Origin of the sequence: Terrimonas ferruginea DSM 30193 (assembly GCF_000425585.1) — a bacterium.
Lineage (GTDB): Bacteria > Bacteroidota > Bacteroidia > Chitinophagales > Chitinophagaceae > Terrimonas > Terrimonas ferruginea.
In genome coordinates, this window is record NZ_KE384402.1 from 52,869 (window position 1) to 69,020 (window position 16,152).

A 16,152-nucleotide genomic window follows, 5' to 3' on the forward strand; every position below is an offset into this window, starting at 1 on the left:
GATAATTTGAAAGTGGAGTTAGTTAATTATTAAAACTAATTATCAAATTTTCAAATCATCAAATCAGATAGCGGTCCATCTCTTGCTGATAACCACTGGCCACTTCCCTCGCTTTCTCCGCAAAGTCTTCGCCGGAAGAGGCATAGATGATTGCGCGGCTGGCATTCACGAGCAGGCCTACGTCTTCGTTCATCGCCTTTGCAGAAATCAATTCCAGGCTTCCGCCTTGTGCCCCCACACCCGGAACGAGATAAAAATGACCCGGGGTCAGACGACGTATATTAATGAACTCATCAGCTTGTGTGGCCCCTACAACAAACATCAGGTTTTCGGGCGTGCCCCAGGTTGAAACGGTTGTAAGCACTTTTTCATACAACATCGTTTTTCCTTCTGCCGTGTCGAGTGTTTGTAGTTCAAAATCGGCAGCGCCTTTGTTGGAAGTCAACCCTAATACTATTCCCCATTTCCCTTCATATTGTAAAAATGGTTTCACGCTGTCTTCGCCCATGTAAGGAGCGATTGTTACAGCATCGAAAGGCAGCGTTTCGAAAAATGCACGGGCATATTGATCGGCAGTATTGCCGATATCGCCGCGTTTGGCATCGGCGATGCAGAAATGTTCGCTGCCGATGTAACGGACTGTTTTCTCCATGGCTTCCCATCCTTTGACGCCCGCAGCTTCATAGAAGGCTGTATTGATCTTGTAGGACACACAGAGATCGCGTGTGGCATCGATGATCGCTTTATTGAAAGCAAAAAAAGGATCGGGATCTGTAAGAAGATGAGCGGGTATTTTGGAAAGATCCGTATCGAGTCCGACACAAAGATACGAGCGGCGCTTGCGGATCAGCGCTACGAGTTGCTGCCTGTTCATTTTTCAAAGATAATTGTTTGGTCAAACAATTATCTTTGAAATGTGCAAATGTGAAGATGTGCCGGCTTCGCCGGATGTGGAAATGGAATGCTAAAAACATTTTCACATGGCCCCGCCGCAGGCGGGCACACTTACACATTTTCACATCAACCGATCATCTCAAGTATCTTCTCCTCCACCTCCTCCGACTGCCAGGAAATCTCTATCCCCGGCATACTCATCACCTCCTGCATAATAGCCTCTTGTCTTTGGGCGTTTCGCAGCGCATCGGAATAGCGGATGTCCGGACTAAAAGTTACTTGTGTATAGGCAGGCACCCATTTATCCGGATATTTTTCATGAAGGCGTGCTTCTATTTTTTTCTGCAATAAAAATTTCGGATCCGCTGTCCGCTCACGCATTTCAATAAAATTATTGAGCGCGAGTTCCGCAATGGCATCGGCGTCGATCTTGCGCGACAATTGAAATGCGGGCAAGACTTCTTCCCAGTTGTCATCGTATTGATCAAGCAACTGATTCAGCACCACGCAATCCTCGAAGCCGCAATTCATCCCCTGCCCGAAGAACGGCACGATCGCATGCGCGGCATCTCCGATCAGGGAAAAATAATCTTCGCGTATCCAGGGGAAACATTTCACCGTCACTAATGAAGAGGTGGGATTGTGAAAAAATTGCTCCGTGAGATCGGGTACCAACTCCACCACTTCCGGGAATTTTTCTCCGAAAAACTGCGCAACCGCTTCCGGCGTTGTCAGTTGTTCGAAGGAAGTATCACCCGAAAACGGAAAGAACAAAGTGCCGGTGAAACTTCCATCGAGGTTGGGTAACGCAATCAGCATATAATCTTTGCGTGGCCAGATATGCAGCGCATTTTTTTCCAGTAAAAATGTACCGCCCGTACCGGCCGGTATCGCTATTTCCTTATAACCGCAATCGATGTAAAACTGCTGGTAGTCGAACAGGTGATGCTGCGTCATGTGTTGCATACGCGCAGCAGAATAAGCGCCATCGGCGCCTAAAAAAATATCAAAAGAAGCGATCTCTATCGCTGCATCCTCGCTCTCAAATTGCACCAGTTTATTTTCCCAGTCCACTTCTTGGCAGCGGTGATTGAAATACAATTCAACCCCTTCGGCCTCCGCCAGGTCCATCAGTTTTTTATTCAGTTCGCCGCGCGAAACGGAATTGATGTATTGTCCTTCGCGGCCATAGGGCTGAAAGGCGCGTTTGCCATCGGCGGTATGAATGTCGCGGCCATGCATCGGAATGGCAATAGTCTGAACGGTCTCTGCGATGCCTACTTCCTGCAAAGCACGGATGCCACGGTCGCTCAAGGCCAGGTTGATCGAACGGCCGGCCTGCACTTCTTCACGGCGCATATCACCACGACGCTCATACAACGTAACGCGATAGCCGCGGCGCGACAGATAAATAGAAAGCAGCGAGCCGACAAGTCCGGCCCCGGCAATCAATACGTGTTTATCTTTTTCCATATAGTTTTATTAACCGGCCGCCTCTTGCAGCAGGTGTCCGAATTTCCAGATATCTTCAAAACTATTATACAAGGGCACCGGAGCAATGCGTATCACATCGGGTTCTCGCCAGTCGGCGATCACACCGGCTTTCGTGAGATTATCAAATACACTCCTGCCATTCTTATGAACGAGCATCGACACCTGGCACCCCCGCTGTGCGGTTTCTGTTGGAGTGATGATTTCGAGTTGTCCATGGAAACGTTCACTTGCCTCCTTCAATACCTGATCGAGAAAAACATTCTGCTGCAAACGTTTTGCTTCCAGCTTTTCCCAACCGGCTTCTTCAAAAATATCCAGCGATGCTTTGTGCGCGGCCATCGACAATACAGGTGCATTGCTCAACTGCCATCCCTCTGCCGTAGGAATCGGATCAAATCCTTTTTCCATTTTGAAGCGGGTATCTTTTCTGTATCCCCACCATCCGGCAAAACGCGGAACAGATGTATCGGTGATATGTTTTTCATGCACAAACGCACCAGCCACACCACCGGGACCGCTGTTGAGATATTTGTACGAACACCAGCAGGCAAAATCCACTTGCCAATCATGCAAACGAAGCGCGATGTTGCCCGCCGCGTGTGCGAGATCGAATCCAACCAGGGCACCGGCCTCATGCGCTGCAATGGTGATGCCTGGCATGTCCAATACCTGGCCGGTATAGTAATTGACGCCGCCAAACAACACCAATGCCGTTTGTGCACCATGTTGGTTGATCGCAGCAAGAATATCCTCCTGCCGGAGTGTATGTTCACCCGCACGTGGCGCTACTTCAACGATTGCTTCTGCCGGATCGAAGCCATGAAATTTTACCTGGGATTCGATTGCGTATTGATCCGAAGGAAAAGCTTTCGCTTCGCAAATGATTTTAAAACGCTGTTTCGTGGGACGATAAAAACTCACCATTAATAAGTGCAGGTTCACCGTCAGTTGGTTCATGGCCACCACTTCATCGGGAAGGCTACCGGTGAGTGAGGCAAGTTGCTGTGCAAACTGTTCGTGATAAGGCATCCAGGGTTTGCGTGCATCGAAATGACCTTCGACACCAAGCCGCGCCCAGTCTTCCAGTTCCTGTTTGATATACGTTTCTGCAGAACGCGGTTGCAATCCCAATGAATTGCCGGTGAGATACACCGCATCGATACCATTGTGTTGCGGAATATAGAAGCGCGAACGGAACTGGTTCAACGGATCTTTTGCATCGAGCGCGCGCGCAAACGCTAATGTATTTTCCATACTTGTAATCATGTTTAATCGAGCAGTGCGATCACTTTTAACTCGATGGCAATGGGAGTTGGAAGGCTTTTAATTTCAACGGTGGTACGGCATGCCTGTACGTCGCGGAAATATTCGCCGTAAATCTTATTATAAATTGGGAAATCTTTTTTCATGTTGGTGAGGAACACGGTCACGTCCACGATTTTATCCCAACTGCTGCCGCTTGCTTCGAGTACACTTTTTACATTGGCAAAAACGGCATGGCATTCGGCTTCAATATCGTATTGAAGAATAGAACCGTCATCTGCCAGTTGCAGACCGGGGATACTGTTATCGGCTGCATTTCGCGGACCGATGCCTGACAGAAACAGCAGGTTGCCGGCCTTGCGTGCATGCGGATACGCACCTAAGGGCACAGCGGCATTGGATGTATGAATAATGTCACTCATAAATTATATTCAAAAAGAAATACAAACATTTCTTGGTTCCGTAAAAAAGCGCAGCGCTTCCCATCCTCCTTCGCGTCCCACTCCGCTGTTCTTAACACCACCGAATGGCGTACGCAGATCGCGGAGCAACCAGCAGTTGACCCAGATAATGCCTGCTTCCACCTTAGCGGCGAGACGGCCGGCACGCGATAGATCCTGTGTCCAGATAGTAGCGGCCAATCCGTAAGTACTTGCATTCGCCAGTTGCAATGCTTCCTCTTCCGAATGGAAAGCCTGCAGTGTAACAACAGGACCAAATATTTCTTCCTGGTTGGTCTGGCTGTCCGGACCCAGGCCTTCGATAATTGTGGGTTGTACAAAATAGCCGTTGGCGCAGCGGCCCACCGGTTGTACGGATTTTCCACCGCAGGCGATACGGCCACCCTCCTGCTTTGCCGTATCGATGCAACGCAGAATTTTATCCTGGTGTGCTTTACTCACTACGGCACCCTGCCTGCGTTCGTCATCCAGCGGGTCGCCGGGAATCATCTGTGAGGCTTTTTCAATAAACTCATTCCGGAAGCGGTCATATATCGAAGCCTCGATCAATATTCTGCTGGTGCAAAGGCAAATCTCGCCCTGGTTGGCGAAAGCGGAGCGCAAGGTTTCCTTCATCATTTTATCCCAATCGCAATCGGCAAAAATGAGCGCAGGATTTTTGCCTCCGAGTTCGAGTGAGAGTTTTTTGAATTTCGGAGCGGCGAGAGAAGCGATGCGTTCGCCGGCACGTGTGCTGCCGGTAAAAGAAATGGCTTTCACATCGGGATGGGTGACGATGGCTTCACCCGCAGTGGGACCTGTACCGTGTACAATGTTCAACACGCCGGGTGGTAATCCTGCTTCCTGGCAAATAAGGCTGAGCAGGTAAGACGTAACGGGCGTAACCTCGGAAGGTTTGGCGATAACGCAATTGCCGGCCGCGAGTGCCGGTGCTATTTTCCATGTAAACAAATACAAGGGCAGGTTCCACGGAGAAATGCAACCTACTACGCCAACCGGCTGACGAAGGGTGTAATTGATCCCGCGGTCTTCCATACCGTGCGCTTCGCTGGCGAAGTGCATGATGGCGGTGGCAAAAAAACGGAAATTAGCAGCCGCTCTTGGAATATCGATGGTACGGCTGAGTGTGATGGGTTTACCGTTATCGTTTGTTTCGGCCTGGGCCAGTAATTCCTGGTATTGCGTAATAAGATCGGCGATGCGGTTGAGTACAGTAAATCTTTCCTCCGGTGACGTATTGCTCCATGCAGGAAAAGCGGCTTTTGCAGCGTTCACGGCTTCCTGTATATCACGGTGTCCCGAATCAGGCAAATGCCCGGCCACTTCGCCCGTTGCGGGGTTTACATGCTCCAGGTAATTGCCGCTGAGCGGCGCCTGCAGCCTGCCGTCGATATAGTTGGAGAGTTGTTGTGGAACCGTCATAATTCAAGTTCAAAAAAGGTAAAAGGTTTAAGGTGTAAGGCTTAGGGTTATAGGTTATAGGTAATAGGTTTTAAGTAATAGGTAATAAGTAATAAGTACATAGCCGGTGCAAAGTCACGCCCCTGGTCGAGGTCAGAAATCTTTACGCCGTTGCTCCTTATGTTGCTTTGCGTGAACCCGCGCTGGTTTTCACGCAAAGACGCTAAGTAATAAAGTCGCTAAGACCCATTCACGATTGACGATTCACGATTCACGATTCACTAAATGCTTCCCGTCCTTCCTCCATCAACCGGAATACTTACCCCGTTTACATAACTGGCGGCGGGGCTTGCGAGAAAAGCAGCGACGGCCGCAATTTCTTCCGCTTCACCAAAACGCTTCATCGGCACTTCCGTCTGCATATCTTTTTCAATCGTGTCGATATCTCGTCCGGTTTTATCCGCTATGTTGTCAATCAACCCCTCGAGTCTTGCGGTGCGCGTGAAGCCGGGCAATACGTTGTTGACGGTAATGTTATCGGCTCCTAATTCATTCGCCATTGTTTTGGCCCAACTGGCCACTGCACCACGGATGGTATTGGATACGCCCAGGTTTTTCAACGGAATTTTTACCGATGTGGAAATGATATTCACGATACGGCCAAAGCCTGCTGCACGCATACCGGGAATAACCGCTTTGGCGAGGATATGATTACAGATCAGGTGCTGATTGAACGTATCCAGGAAGGCTTCTTCTTTTGCTTCGGTAATCGGTCCGCCTGCAGGCCCGCCGGTATTATTGATGAGAATATGAACGGGCTGCAAAGCTGTGAGCGCCTGAATTTTTTCACGAAGTGTATCCGGCTGCATAAAATCCGCCACCACATAACTGTGTTGCTGACCCTGTTGTGTATCGAGCGTATCCACGGCCTGTTGCAGCGATGTTTCATTGCGGGCAAGCAGGATGCAATTGGCCCCCATCAACGCCAGTTCGCGCGCCGTTGCCAACCCGATTCCCTGTGTGCTGCCACCTATCAGTGCATATTTTCCTGTCAGAGAGAGATTCATAGCGTCAAACCTACGCCAAAAAGTTGTAATTTTCACGAACGATCGTTTAGCTTTATTGCCTCATTAAAAACTGATAACTATGCCCGTGCTTGCGCCTTTCAACTTGAAAAAATGGATCGATGAACACCGCGATTTGCTGAAGCCGCCCGTGGGTAATCAGTGTATTTACAAAGAAGCGGAAAACTTCATCGTGATGGTCGTTGGCGGCCCCAACGCACGCAAGGATTATCACTTCAATGAAAGCGAAGAACTGTACTACCAGGTGGAGGGCAATATCGAATTAAAGATCATCGACGACGGACAACCGCGCACCATTCCCATCAATGAAGGCGATATGTTCCTGCTTCCTCCCCGCACGCCGCACTCGCCGCAAAGAGGTCCGGATACCGTGGGACTGGTAATTGAAAAAGTGCGTGAAGAAGCGGAAGATGAAAAAGATGCTTTCATGTGGTATTGCGAAAGCTGCGGTAATAAACTCTACGAAGAATTTGTATTTGTAAAAGACATCGTGAAGCAATTACCTCCGATCATGGAGAAATTTTATTCTTCCGAATCGCTGCGCACCTGCAGCAAATGCGGCACGGTGATGGAACCACCGGTTAAAATTCAAAAGGCGTGAATGGTGAATGGTCAATGGTGAATCGACCTTAGCGGCTTTGCTGCTTTGCGCCTCTGCGGGAAAAGCCGTGCGGATTCACGCAAAGCGGGATAAGGGCAAAGGCGCAAAGAATATTTATTACTTAAAACTTATTACTCTTTTGACTATAGTGAATCGACCTTAGCGCCTTTATTGCTTTGCGTCTCTGCGCGAAAAAACCGTGCGGATTCACGCAAAGCTGCATAAGGAGCAACGGCGCAAAGAATATTTATTACTTAAAACTTATTGCTCTTTTGACTATGGTGAATCACCCTTAGCGCCTTAATTACTTTGCGTCTTTGCGCGAAAAAACCGTGCGGATTCACGCAAAGCTGCATAAGGAGCAAAGATTTCTAAAGGCAGGCCGAATCTTAAACTTTGCACCGGCTGTTTACCTATTACTTAAAACTTATTACTTACTACTCAAAACTTATTACTCTTTTTGCCTTTTGAATTTTTACTTTTGACTTTATGAAGGTTGATATTCACACGCACATCATGCCGGAACACATGCCCAACTGGGCACAACGGTTTGGCTATGGAGACTTTATTCATCTCGAGCACCGCAATTGCCGCGCCTGCATGATGAAAGGCGACAAACTTTTCCGTGAAGTAGAACCCAACTGCTTTGATGAAAAAGTGCGGCTGAAAGAAATGGATGAAACGGATGTGCAGATACAGGTGTTGTCAACAATTCCCGTGTTGTTCAACTATTGGGCAAAACCTGCTGACGGGCTGGAAACCTCCCGTTTTTTCAATGACCATATTGGAGAAACGGTGAGCAAAGCGCCGCAACGCTTTATCGGTCTCGGTACGGTGCCTTTACAAGATGTGGATCTTGCTATCCGCGAAATGGAACGATGTGTCAAGGAGTTGGACATGCCCGGACTTGAAATCGGTTCCAATATCAATGGAGAAAATCTTTCCGATAAAAAATTCTTTCCTTTCTACGAAGCAGCGGAGAAATTAGGTTGTGCTTTGTTTGTGCATCCCTGGGAAATGATGGGTGAGCAGCAGATACAACGGTACTGGCTGCCCTGGCTGGTGGGCATGCCGGCCGAAACCTCGAGAGCCATTTGTTCTTTTATTTTCGGAGGAGTGTTTGCCGCCTTCCCCAAACTGAGAGTAGCGTTTGCGCATGGTGGCGGATCGTTTCCTTTTACGCTCGGCCGTATCCGTCACGGGTTTGATGTACGTCCCGATCTGGTGGCCATCGACAATGCCGTAGACCCTGTTAATTATCTCGGACATTTCTGGGTTGACAGCCTCGTGCACGATGCCGCGGCTTTCCGTTTCCTGCTGGACCTGATGGGACATGAAACCATTTGTGTAGGCAGCGATTATCCTTTTCCGCTTGGTGAAGCAGTACCCGGGCAACTCGTGAATGAACTGATCTCCGATCCGGTATTGAAGGAAAAAATTTATTCTGCTAATGCATTGAAATGGCTGGGCCGCTGATCAGAACAGATCGGGGTAATCGCTGATGATACCCGACACGCCCAACGCTTTCAGCTGACTGATTTCTTCGCGGGTATTAACCGTCCAGGGAACAATGCGCATCTGCAAGGCATGGCATTCCTCTACCAACTCTTTTGTTACACGTTTATAAGCGGGACTATAAATATAGGGGGTAAATCCAAGTGCTTTCAATTGAGCAGTCAGGTCGCGCGGATCGTTGTCTTCGATCAGCATGGCTGTTTTGATCGCGGGATAATGTTTGTGCAGGTATTGCAAAGTGCGGAAGTCAAATGACTGAATGATCACCTGCTCTTCGATCTGCTTTTCTTTTATAACATTCATCAGCAGCTCTACGAACTCCGCGGGTTCGGGATGATAAATATTATCGGTAGAAGGCTGCGTTTTGGTTTCGATATTATAGTAGGGAAATGGCCGGCGGCTGACCATCATGTACTGCCGCACGCTGTCTATTATATCGGCGAGCAGTGGTTTGGTCGCTTTCATTTTTGCCTGTTGCGGGAAACGCGGGTGCGGACGCATGCCCACATCAAAACGCGCCACTTCGGCATAAGGCATTTTGAAAATATTCAGTTGTTTTTCCTCGGCTTCGGTAACCGGTTTGCCGTCGGGATGCGTGCTGATTTCGTGGTTGAAAAAAGGTTCGTGAGAGAGCACTACCTTTTTATCGGCCGTAATGACCGCATCCATCTCGAGTGTGGTAACGCCGAGGTCGAGGGCGGTGCGGAAGGCGGGCCATGTGTTTTCCGGTGCCAGGCCGCGTGCGCCGCGATGGCCTTCTGTGTCAAAAGTTTCCGGTTGAGGTGCTATTGGCGGCACGTTTTTACGGCTTATATGACAGGCTGCGAAAAAGGCAACCACTACGAGGCTATAATTAAAAATTGTTTTGCGTTTCATAAGGGTTAATGTGATAATTTGATGATTTGAAAATTTGACAATAAATACAGTCAAACGGCTTTTCAATCAGCAAATTCTCAAACCACGGAACTTCGGGGTCAAATTATCTGCGTTTGAATCTTTCAGGCCGGAAAATTATAAACATTTTCGCAGACCGGAAGATGCTATGTATAATTTGACGATTTGATAATGGCTGTTTGACTGACGCATTATCAAATCTTCAAATTTTCAACTCAGTTGCTTCACCACCTCGCCGGCAAAAGACCTGAATGCTCCTTTCGTCACTTCATCCTCGCTGATCATAATGGGTCGGCCGCGGTCGCCACCTTCGCGGATGCCCTGTACCAGCGGGATCTGCCCGAGGAAGGGAAGATCGTATTCGTCGGCCAGGCGCTTGCCGCCTTCTTTGCCGAAAATGTAATATTTATTTTCCGGAAGCTCGGCAGGTGTGAAGTAGCTCATGTTCTCTACCAGTCCCAATACTTTTACGTTGAGCTGGGCCTGGCCGAACATTGCGATACCTTTTTTGGCATCGGCGAGGGCCACGTCCTGCGGGGTGGACACAATCACTGCTCCGGTTACGGGAACGGTCTGCAGCAGGGTCAGGTGAATATCGCCGGTACCGGGCGGCATGTCTATCACGAGGTAATCGAGATCGCCCCAGTCAACATCGGTGATAAATTGCTTGATAGCACTGCTGGCCATGGGTCCGCGCCATACCACGGCATTCTTTTCATCTACCAGCAAACCGATGCTCATGAGACGGATACCATATTTTTCGAGGGGAACGATCATTCCTTTCCCGTTTACGTCTTTCATCATCGGGCGCTCGCCGCGCACGCCAAACATGATGGGAACGCTGGGACCATAAATATCGGCGTCCATCAATCCGACGGAGGCACCTGTTTCGGCCAGGGCGAGTGCGAGGTTGGCGGCCACCGTGCTTTTCCCTACACCGCCTTTACCGCTGAAAACGGCGATGGTGTTGCGCACACCACCCAGCACGCGCGGAGGGGCGTCCTGCAATGGTTTGGCAGCAGCGGCCGGTTTACCGGAAAAATTAACCCGTACCACCACGTTCTTGTCAATCAGGCGGCGGAGTGTGCTGATGCAGGCCATTTTCACCTCATCCCTTATAGTGCCGGCATTGGTAGCATAATCGAGGGTAAACGAGATATAATATTTCTCCACAACGATATCCCCGACCTTATTAAGCGATACGATATCTTTTCCTTCTGTGGGATCCTGCACATTACTGAGCGCATCGAGTATCTGTTCCCGGGTAATCTCCGCCATGTAAGTATTCTTTAAAAAATTGCCGCTGAAGCAGCTATATTAAAACCTATGTTAAAAAAGAAATAAGACTGCAAAGGTAAACACACAATCGTCTATTTTGTTGGCTCTTTTCAACAACTTGTACTTATTTTTACTCTGTGAAGAAACTTTTACAATACCTGCTCACTGCTGCTCTCCTGCTTCCGGTTGCTGCCAAAGCCCAATTCGAAACCGTCCGTGATTCCGTGGTCCAGCTTTATGGCGTTGTCATGACGGCCGACAGCCTGGAAGGCATCCCGGCTGTAAGCGTTTCAGTTAAAGGCCAGAACCGTGGCACCATTACCAATGCGGATGGTGTATTCTCGATTGTGGTATTGAAAGGAGATATGGTGGAATTTTCGCACGTAAGTTATAAGACCAAACTCGTTGAAGTGCCCCGGAATATAAAGGGCAATCAATACAGCATGGTGCAGTTGATGGTGAATGATACCGTTTACCTGCCTGCCACCATCATCAAACCAAGGCCTACCCCCGAGCAATTCGCGAGGGATTTTGTCAATACACCTGTACCGGACGATGATATTGAAATTGCGCGACGTAATACCAATGCCGCCGCTCTCCGTGCCCGTATGAACAATACGCCGGGCGATGGCGCAGAAGCCATCAACCAGCAGTTCAACCGCGTGGCACAACGCGCCCGCTACCAGGGACAGGTACCACCGATGAATATCTTCAACCCGGCTGCCTGGGCCGACTTCATTCAATCCTGGAAAAGAGGCGATTTCAAACGTAAATAACCGTTTACGCCGAGATGCTTATTTTTGCCGCCATCTGCGCGGCAGAAGCTGTTGCAGTTATTTTTCACCTGAAAACATTGCGAACATATGAACGTTTCTGTTATTGGCGCCGGCACCATGGGTAACGGCATTGCGCACGTATTTGCCCAAAACGGTTATAAAGTAAACCTGATCGACGTATCGGAAGCGGCCCTGGAAAAAGCCATCGCCACCATTACGCGCAACCTCGACCGCCAGGTAAGCAAGGGTTCCATAACGGAAGAGATCAAACAATCGACGCTGCAGAATATCAGCTCGCACAGCAGTCTCGGCGCCATCTCGCATTCGCAACTGGTAGTGGAAGCCGCTACCGAAAACGAAGCCATCAAATTATCGATCTTCAAGCAACTCGATGAGATCGCACCCGAAGGATGCATTCTCGCTTCTAATACTTCCTCTATTTCCATTACCAAAATAGCCGCCGTTACCTCCCGTCCCGAACTGGTGATCGGTATGCATTTTATGAATCCCGTACCGGTGATGAAACTCGTTGAGATCATCAATGGTTACGCCACCGATGCAAAAGTAACCGCCACTATTACGGAGCTTAGCAAAAAACTCGGCAAAGTCCCCTGCGTGGTAAACGACTATCCCGGATTTATTGCCAACCGCATCCTGATGCCGATGATCAATGAAGCCATTTACAGTCTGTACGAAGGTGTGGCAGGCGTGGAAGAAATCGATACGGTGATGAAGCTTGGCATGGCACATCCGATGGGGCCGCTGCAACTGGCCGATTTCATCGGGCTCGATGTATGTCTTTCTATCCTGCAGGTGTTGCACAACGGATTCGGTAATCCGAAGTATGCACCTTGCCCGTTGCTGGTGAACATGGTGACGGCACGGAAACTGGGTGTAAAATCAGGAGAAGGATTTTATGTATATACAGCAGGCAGCAAAGACCTCGTGGTGAGTCCGCGCTTTGGCAATCAGTGAATGGTGAATGGTGAATCGTCAATGGTCAATAGTGAATGGTCAATAGTTGTACTTGCCTAAATACGGTTGACTTTTTGAATTTTGACTTTCGGTCCCTGAGCGTGTCGAAGGGTTACTTTTGAATTATCCCTGCCATGCCGGCAATGCATTCAGTTCCTGCAAACTGCCGTTTGATTTTTCCCAGGCCTGGGTAGAGGTGCCGTTAGTGATCACCAGGAAAGTAGCAGGAAGTGTTATATGATAACGTAAAACCTGGTAGTAAGCTTTTTCTCCGGGTTGAATATCGGGTGCCTTGCACTCGACCAGCATCCATGGCTGGTGTTGCTGATCATACACCAGGATATCGAAACGCTTGCGAAGTTCACCTACGCGTATTTCTTTTTCCAGGGCAATCAGGGCAACAGGATAATGCAGTTGTTCGATCAGTACACGGACAAAATTCTGACGCACCCATTCCTCTTCTGTCAGCAGCAACCAGCGCTTGCGGATTCTGTCGAAGATCATCGGCCGGTCATTCTCGTGCCGTATGCTAAAATCAGGTTCCGGGTAGCTCAGTTTTATCATTAGTCCAAAAATAAAACATTATATTAGCCGAATTTAATTTTCATAGTATGAAGACAAAAGAAGAGATCGTCAACAACTGGCTTCCGCGCTATACGGGCGAGAAGTTGGAGAACTTTGGAAAATATATTCTCCTGACCAACTTCAGTAACTATGTAAAAATGTTTGCCGAATGGAATGGTGTGGAAGTTGTTGGAGAAGGCCGTCCGATGCAGTGTGCCACAGCCGATAATATCACGATTATCAATTTCGGCATGGGTAGTCCCGGTGCCGCCACGATCATGGACCTGCTGAGTGCTATCGAGCCCAGCGCCGTATTATTTTTAGGTAAATGCGGGGGTTTGAAAAAACGCAACAAGATCGGAGATCTTATTCTGCCTATTGCGGCCATCCGCGGTGAAGGTACTTCCAACGACTACTTCCCTGCAGAAGTGCCTGCCATGCCGGCCTTCGCCCTGCAGAAAGCCGTGTCGACCACCATCCGCGATTATTCCGTAGACTACTGGACAGGAACCGTATATACCACCAACCGCCGTGTGTGGGAACATGATGCAGAGTTCAAAGAATACCTGCAGCAAATCCGCGCCTACGCGATCGACATGGAGACCGCCACCATTTTCACCGTAGGTTTTTATAACAAGATACCTACCGGCGCACTGCTGCTGGTAAGCGATCAGCCAATGGTACCGGAAGGTGTGAAAACAGAAGAAAGTGACAAAAAAGTAACAGGCAGTTACGTAGAGACCCATCTGAAAGTCGGCATCGATTCACTGAAACAACTGATTAACGACGGGCTTACGGTACGACATTTGCGTTTTTGATCGTAACACTTCAAAAAACACATACCATGAAACTCCTCCTCGTGTTATCTGCTACCCTGGCGCTGACAGCAGGCCAGAAAGGCTGCGGTAAAAAAAAGACGGCCGATCCTGATAAAGTTTATAAAGGCCGCGTGGAAGTAGCGGGCATCTGTTCCAACATTACCATCAAGGTGCTGGATGAAAAAGTGGATACGGCACTGTTCCAGGCCAATTGGACAGACGAGACCACCGGTAAATCCTATACCAATGTATTTGCCCTGGGCAATCCCTGCGGATTTAACAAAGCCAATGCGGCCACCGATGGCGCGAAAGAATTTTACTTTAAAATAGATACCGCCAAACAACAGGATTGTGCTGTTTGCATGGCTTATTATCCCGTTCCGCAAAAGCGGGTGAACATAAAAATTGTGACGCCCTGATCATTGCATGAAGCCCTTGCTCGATATACAGGATCTGACCATACATTTTTCCGGTGAGCAGGGAGAAATACCGGCATTGCGCCAGGTTTCGCTGACGGTCAACCGTGGCGAAATCCTCGCATTAGTTGGTGAATCAGGATCAGGCAAATCCGTAACATCGCTTTCCATTCTTCGTTTGTTGCCCACTCCTCCTGCCCTCTTTAAACAGGGCCAGATACTTTATTCGCCTGACGGCGAAAAACAAACGGATCTGCTGAAAGAATCTGCCGATGCCATGCAGCAATTGCGCGGCAATCATATCAGCATGATCTTCCAGGAACCAATGACCTCGCTCAACCCTGTGTATACCTGCGGGCAGCAGGTAGCGGAAGCCTTGCGCTTACATAAAAATCTTTCCGCACAGGAAGCACGCGGGCAAACACTTTACTGGTTCGAACGTGTGAAACTTCCGAATCCCGCGGCGATCTACGACCGTTTTCCGCATCAGCTCAGCGGCGGGCAAAAACAACGGGTGATGATCGCAATGGCGATGTGTTGTCATCCATCACTCCTGATCTGCGATGAGCCTACTACGGCGCTGGATGTGACCGTTCAGAAAACGATCCTGCAACTGATCCGGGAATTGCAGCAGGAATCGGGCATGGGCGTTATTTTTATTACGCACGATCTTGGCGTGGTGGCGGAAGTAGCCGATCGCGCGGCCGTGATGTATCGCGGAGAAATTGTAGAAAGCGGCCCGGTGCGCCAATTGTTTACCACCCCTTCTCATCCTTATACACAGGCATTGCTGGCCTGCCGCCCGGTGAATCATCCCCGGGGTAAACGATTGCCGGTGGTGAGTGATTTTATGGGAAATGAAAAACAGCCGCAACCAATAGTCATTGATAATTCACCCGAAAAAAAAGCAACTGCACCAGAACCATTACTGAAAGTAGAAGACCTTTCCGTTTGGTTTCCTATAAAGAAATCATTCTGGGGTAAACCATTGCAGTTTACCCGTGCCGTGGATGAAGTGAGTTTCGATGTATACAAGGGAGAAACGCTCGGGTTGGTTGGCGAAAGTGGTTGCGGCAAAACAACATTGGGCCGCACGCTGCTGCGGCTGATAGAACCTACTTCCGGCAAAATATTTTACAATGGTGAAGAACTCACCGCGCGTTCCGGTAAATCCCTGCAAAGCATGCGGCGCGATATCCAGATCATTTTCCAGGACCCCTATTCGTCACTGAATCCGCGCTTAACGATCGGCAGTGCCATTGCCGAACCTATGCGTGTGCATGGCATTGGCAGCAGCGACAAAGACCGTCGTGACAAAGTAATCGATCTGCTGGAAAAAGTGAACCTGAAAGCGGAACATTACAACCGTTATCCGCATGAATTTTCCGGCGGGCAGCGTCAACGCATCGTAATCGCCCGTGCGCTTGGATTGAACCCTTCTTTTATTATTTGTGATGAATCCGTATCGGCGCTCGACGTGAGCGTGCAGGCGCAGGTATTGAACCTGCTCAACGATCTGAAGAAAGAATACGGCTTCACGGTGATTTTCATCTCACATGATCTCTCCGTAGTGCGTTATATCAGCGACCGGATCCTGGTAATGAACCGTGGAAGAATAGAAGAGATCGGCAATGCGGATGACGTTTATCTCTCGCCGCAATCTTCCTATACGCGTCAACTGATCGCTTCCATTCCCAAAGGTTTGCCGGCCTCGTAA

General features: G+C 49.1%; 16 protein-coding genes. 7 read left to right on the forward strand and 9 right to left on the reverse strand.

Annotated elements, in window-relative coordinates; translation table 11 throughout:
• Positions 1-58 precede the first annotated feature (58 nt).
• The 6 genes from pyrF to H608_RS0119375 all read right to left on the reverse strand — a co-directional run bounded on the left by pyrF (position 59) and on the right by H608_RS0119375 (position 6,580).
• Positions 59-874, reverse strand: coding sequence for an orotidine-5'-phosphate decarboxylase (gene pyrF / locus H608_RS0119350; RefSeq protein ID WP_028789131.1), 816 nt, complete (start codon positions 872-874; stop codon positions 59-61).
• Between the two features lie 146 nt (positions 875-1,020).
• Positions 1,021-2,367 (reverse strand): FAD-dependent oxidoreductase, encoded by a 1,347-nt coding sequence (locus tag H608_RS0119355; protein ID WP_028789132.1) that lies wholly within the window; start codon positions 2,365-2,367, stop codon positions 1,021-1,023.
• 9 nt (positions 2,368-2,376) lie between these two features.
• Positions 2,377-3,642, reverse strand: a complete 1,266-nt coding sequence (kynU, locus tag H608_RS0119360; RefSeq protein ID WP_211227096.1) for a kynureninase — start codon at positions 3,640-3,642, stop codon at positions 2,377-2,379.
• 14 nt (positions 3,643-3,656) lie between these two features.
• Positions 3,657-4,073 (reverse strand): RidA family protein, encoded by a 417-nt coding sequence (locus H608_RS0119365; RefSeq protein WP_028789134.1) that lies wholly within the window; start codon positions 4,071-4,073, stop codon positions 3,657-3,659.
• A gap of 9 nt (positions 4,074-4,082) precedes the next feature.
• Entirely contained in the window at positions 4,083-5,534 is a 1,452-nt protein-coding gene (locus H608_RS0119370) for an aldehyde dehydrogenase (protein WP_038009207.1), read from the reverse strand.
• Between the two features lie 260 nt (positions 5,535-5,794).
• The gene (locus tag H608_RS0119375) at positions 5,795-6,580 is read right to left on the reverse strand and encodes an SDR family oxidoreductase (protein WP_028789136.1); all 786 of its coding nucleotides are present in this window, start codon (positions 6,578-6,580) and stop codon (positions 5,795-5,797) included.
• 79 nt (positions 6,581-6,659) lie between these two features.
• Between H608_RS0119375 and H608_RS0119380 the strand changes: the two genes are divergently transcribed.
• Entirely contained in the window at positions 6,660-7,199 is a 540-nt protein-coding gene (locus H608_RS0119380) for a 3-hydroxyanthranilate 3,4-dioxygenase (RefSeq protein ID WP_028789137.1), read from the forward strand.
• A gap of 489 nt (positions 7,200-7,688) precedes the next feature.
• Complete coding sequence (locus H608_RS0119385) at positions 7,689-8,675, forward strand: amidohydrolase family protein (RefSeq protein ID WP_028789138.1); 987 nt, start codon at positions 7,689-7,691, stop codon at positions 8,673-8,675.
• On the opposite strand, the gene H608_RS0119390 is transcribed toward H608_RS0119385, so the two are convergent.
• Positions 8,676-9,590, reverse strand: coding sequence for a glycerophosphodiester phosphodiesterase family protein (locus tag H608_RS0119390; RefSeq protein WP_051268557.1), 915 nt, complete (start codon positions 9,588-9,590; stop codon positions 8,676-8,678).
• Between the two features lie 228 nt (positions 9,591-9,818).
• Positions 9,819-10,886 carry an Mrp/NBP35 family ATP-binding protein gene (locus H608_RS23085; RefSeq protein ID WP_038009242.1) on the reverse strand — a complete coding sequence of 356 codons (1,068 nt, stop codon included), beginning with the start codon at positions 10,884-10,886 and terminating at the stop codon, positions 9,819-9,821.
• A gap of 137 nt (positions 10,887-11,023) precedes the next feature.
• Here H608_RS23085 and H608_RS0119400 point away from each other — a divergent pair, with 137 nt between their 5' ends.
• A complete protein-coding gene (locus tag H608_RS0119400) occupies positions 11,024-11,662 on the forward strand; it encodes a carboxypeptidase-like regulatory domain-containing protein (RefSeq protein WP_028789140.1) in 639 nt (212 codons plus the stop codon).
• Positions 11,663-11,749: 87 nt separating this feature from the next.
• Positions 11,750-12,637 (forward strand): 3-hydroxyacyl-CoA dehydrogenase family protein, encoded by an 888-nt coding sequence (locus tag H608_RS0119405; RefSeq protein WP_028789141.1) that lies wholly within the window; start codon positions 11,750-11,752, stop codon positions 12,635-12,637.
• A gap of 123 nt (positions 12,638-12,760) precedes the next feature.
• Here the strand turns inward: H608_RS0119405 and H608_RS0119410 are convergent, their stop codons facing one another.
• On the reverse strand, positions 12,761-13,201 hold the full coding sequence (locus tag H608_RS0119410; protein WP_028789142.1) for a type I restriction enzyme HsdR N-terminal domain-containing protein: 441 nt from the start codon (positions 13,199-13,201) through the stop codon (positions 12,761-12,763).
• Positions 13,202-13,248: 47 nt separating this feature from the next.
• Between H608_RS0119410 and H608_RS0119415 the strand changes: the two genes are divergently transcribed.
• Genes H608_RS0119415 through H608_RS0119425 form a run of 3 tightly spaced genes read left to right on the forward strand, consistent with a single transcriptional unit; the run spans position 13,249 to position 16,152 of the window.
• Entirely contained in the window at positions 13,249-14,019 is a 771-nt protein-coding gene (locus tag H608_RS0119415; protein ID WP_028789143.1) for an AMP nucleosidase, read from the forward strand.
• Between the two features lie 26 nt (positions 14,020-14,045).
• Positions 14,046-14,438 carry a hypothetical protein gene (locus H608_RS0119420; protein WP_028789144.1) on the forward strand — a complete coding sequence of 131 codons (393 nt, stop codon included), beginning with the start codon at positions 14,046-14,048 and terminating at the stop codon, positions 14,436-14,438.
• A gap of 7 nt (positions 14,439-14,445) precedes the next feature.
• Positions 14,446-16,152, forward strand: coding sequence for an ABC transporter ATP-binding protein (locus H608_RS0119425; RefSeq protein WP_028789145.1), 1,707 nt, complete (start codon positions 14,446-14,448; stop codon positions 16,150-16,152).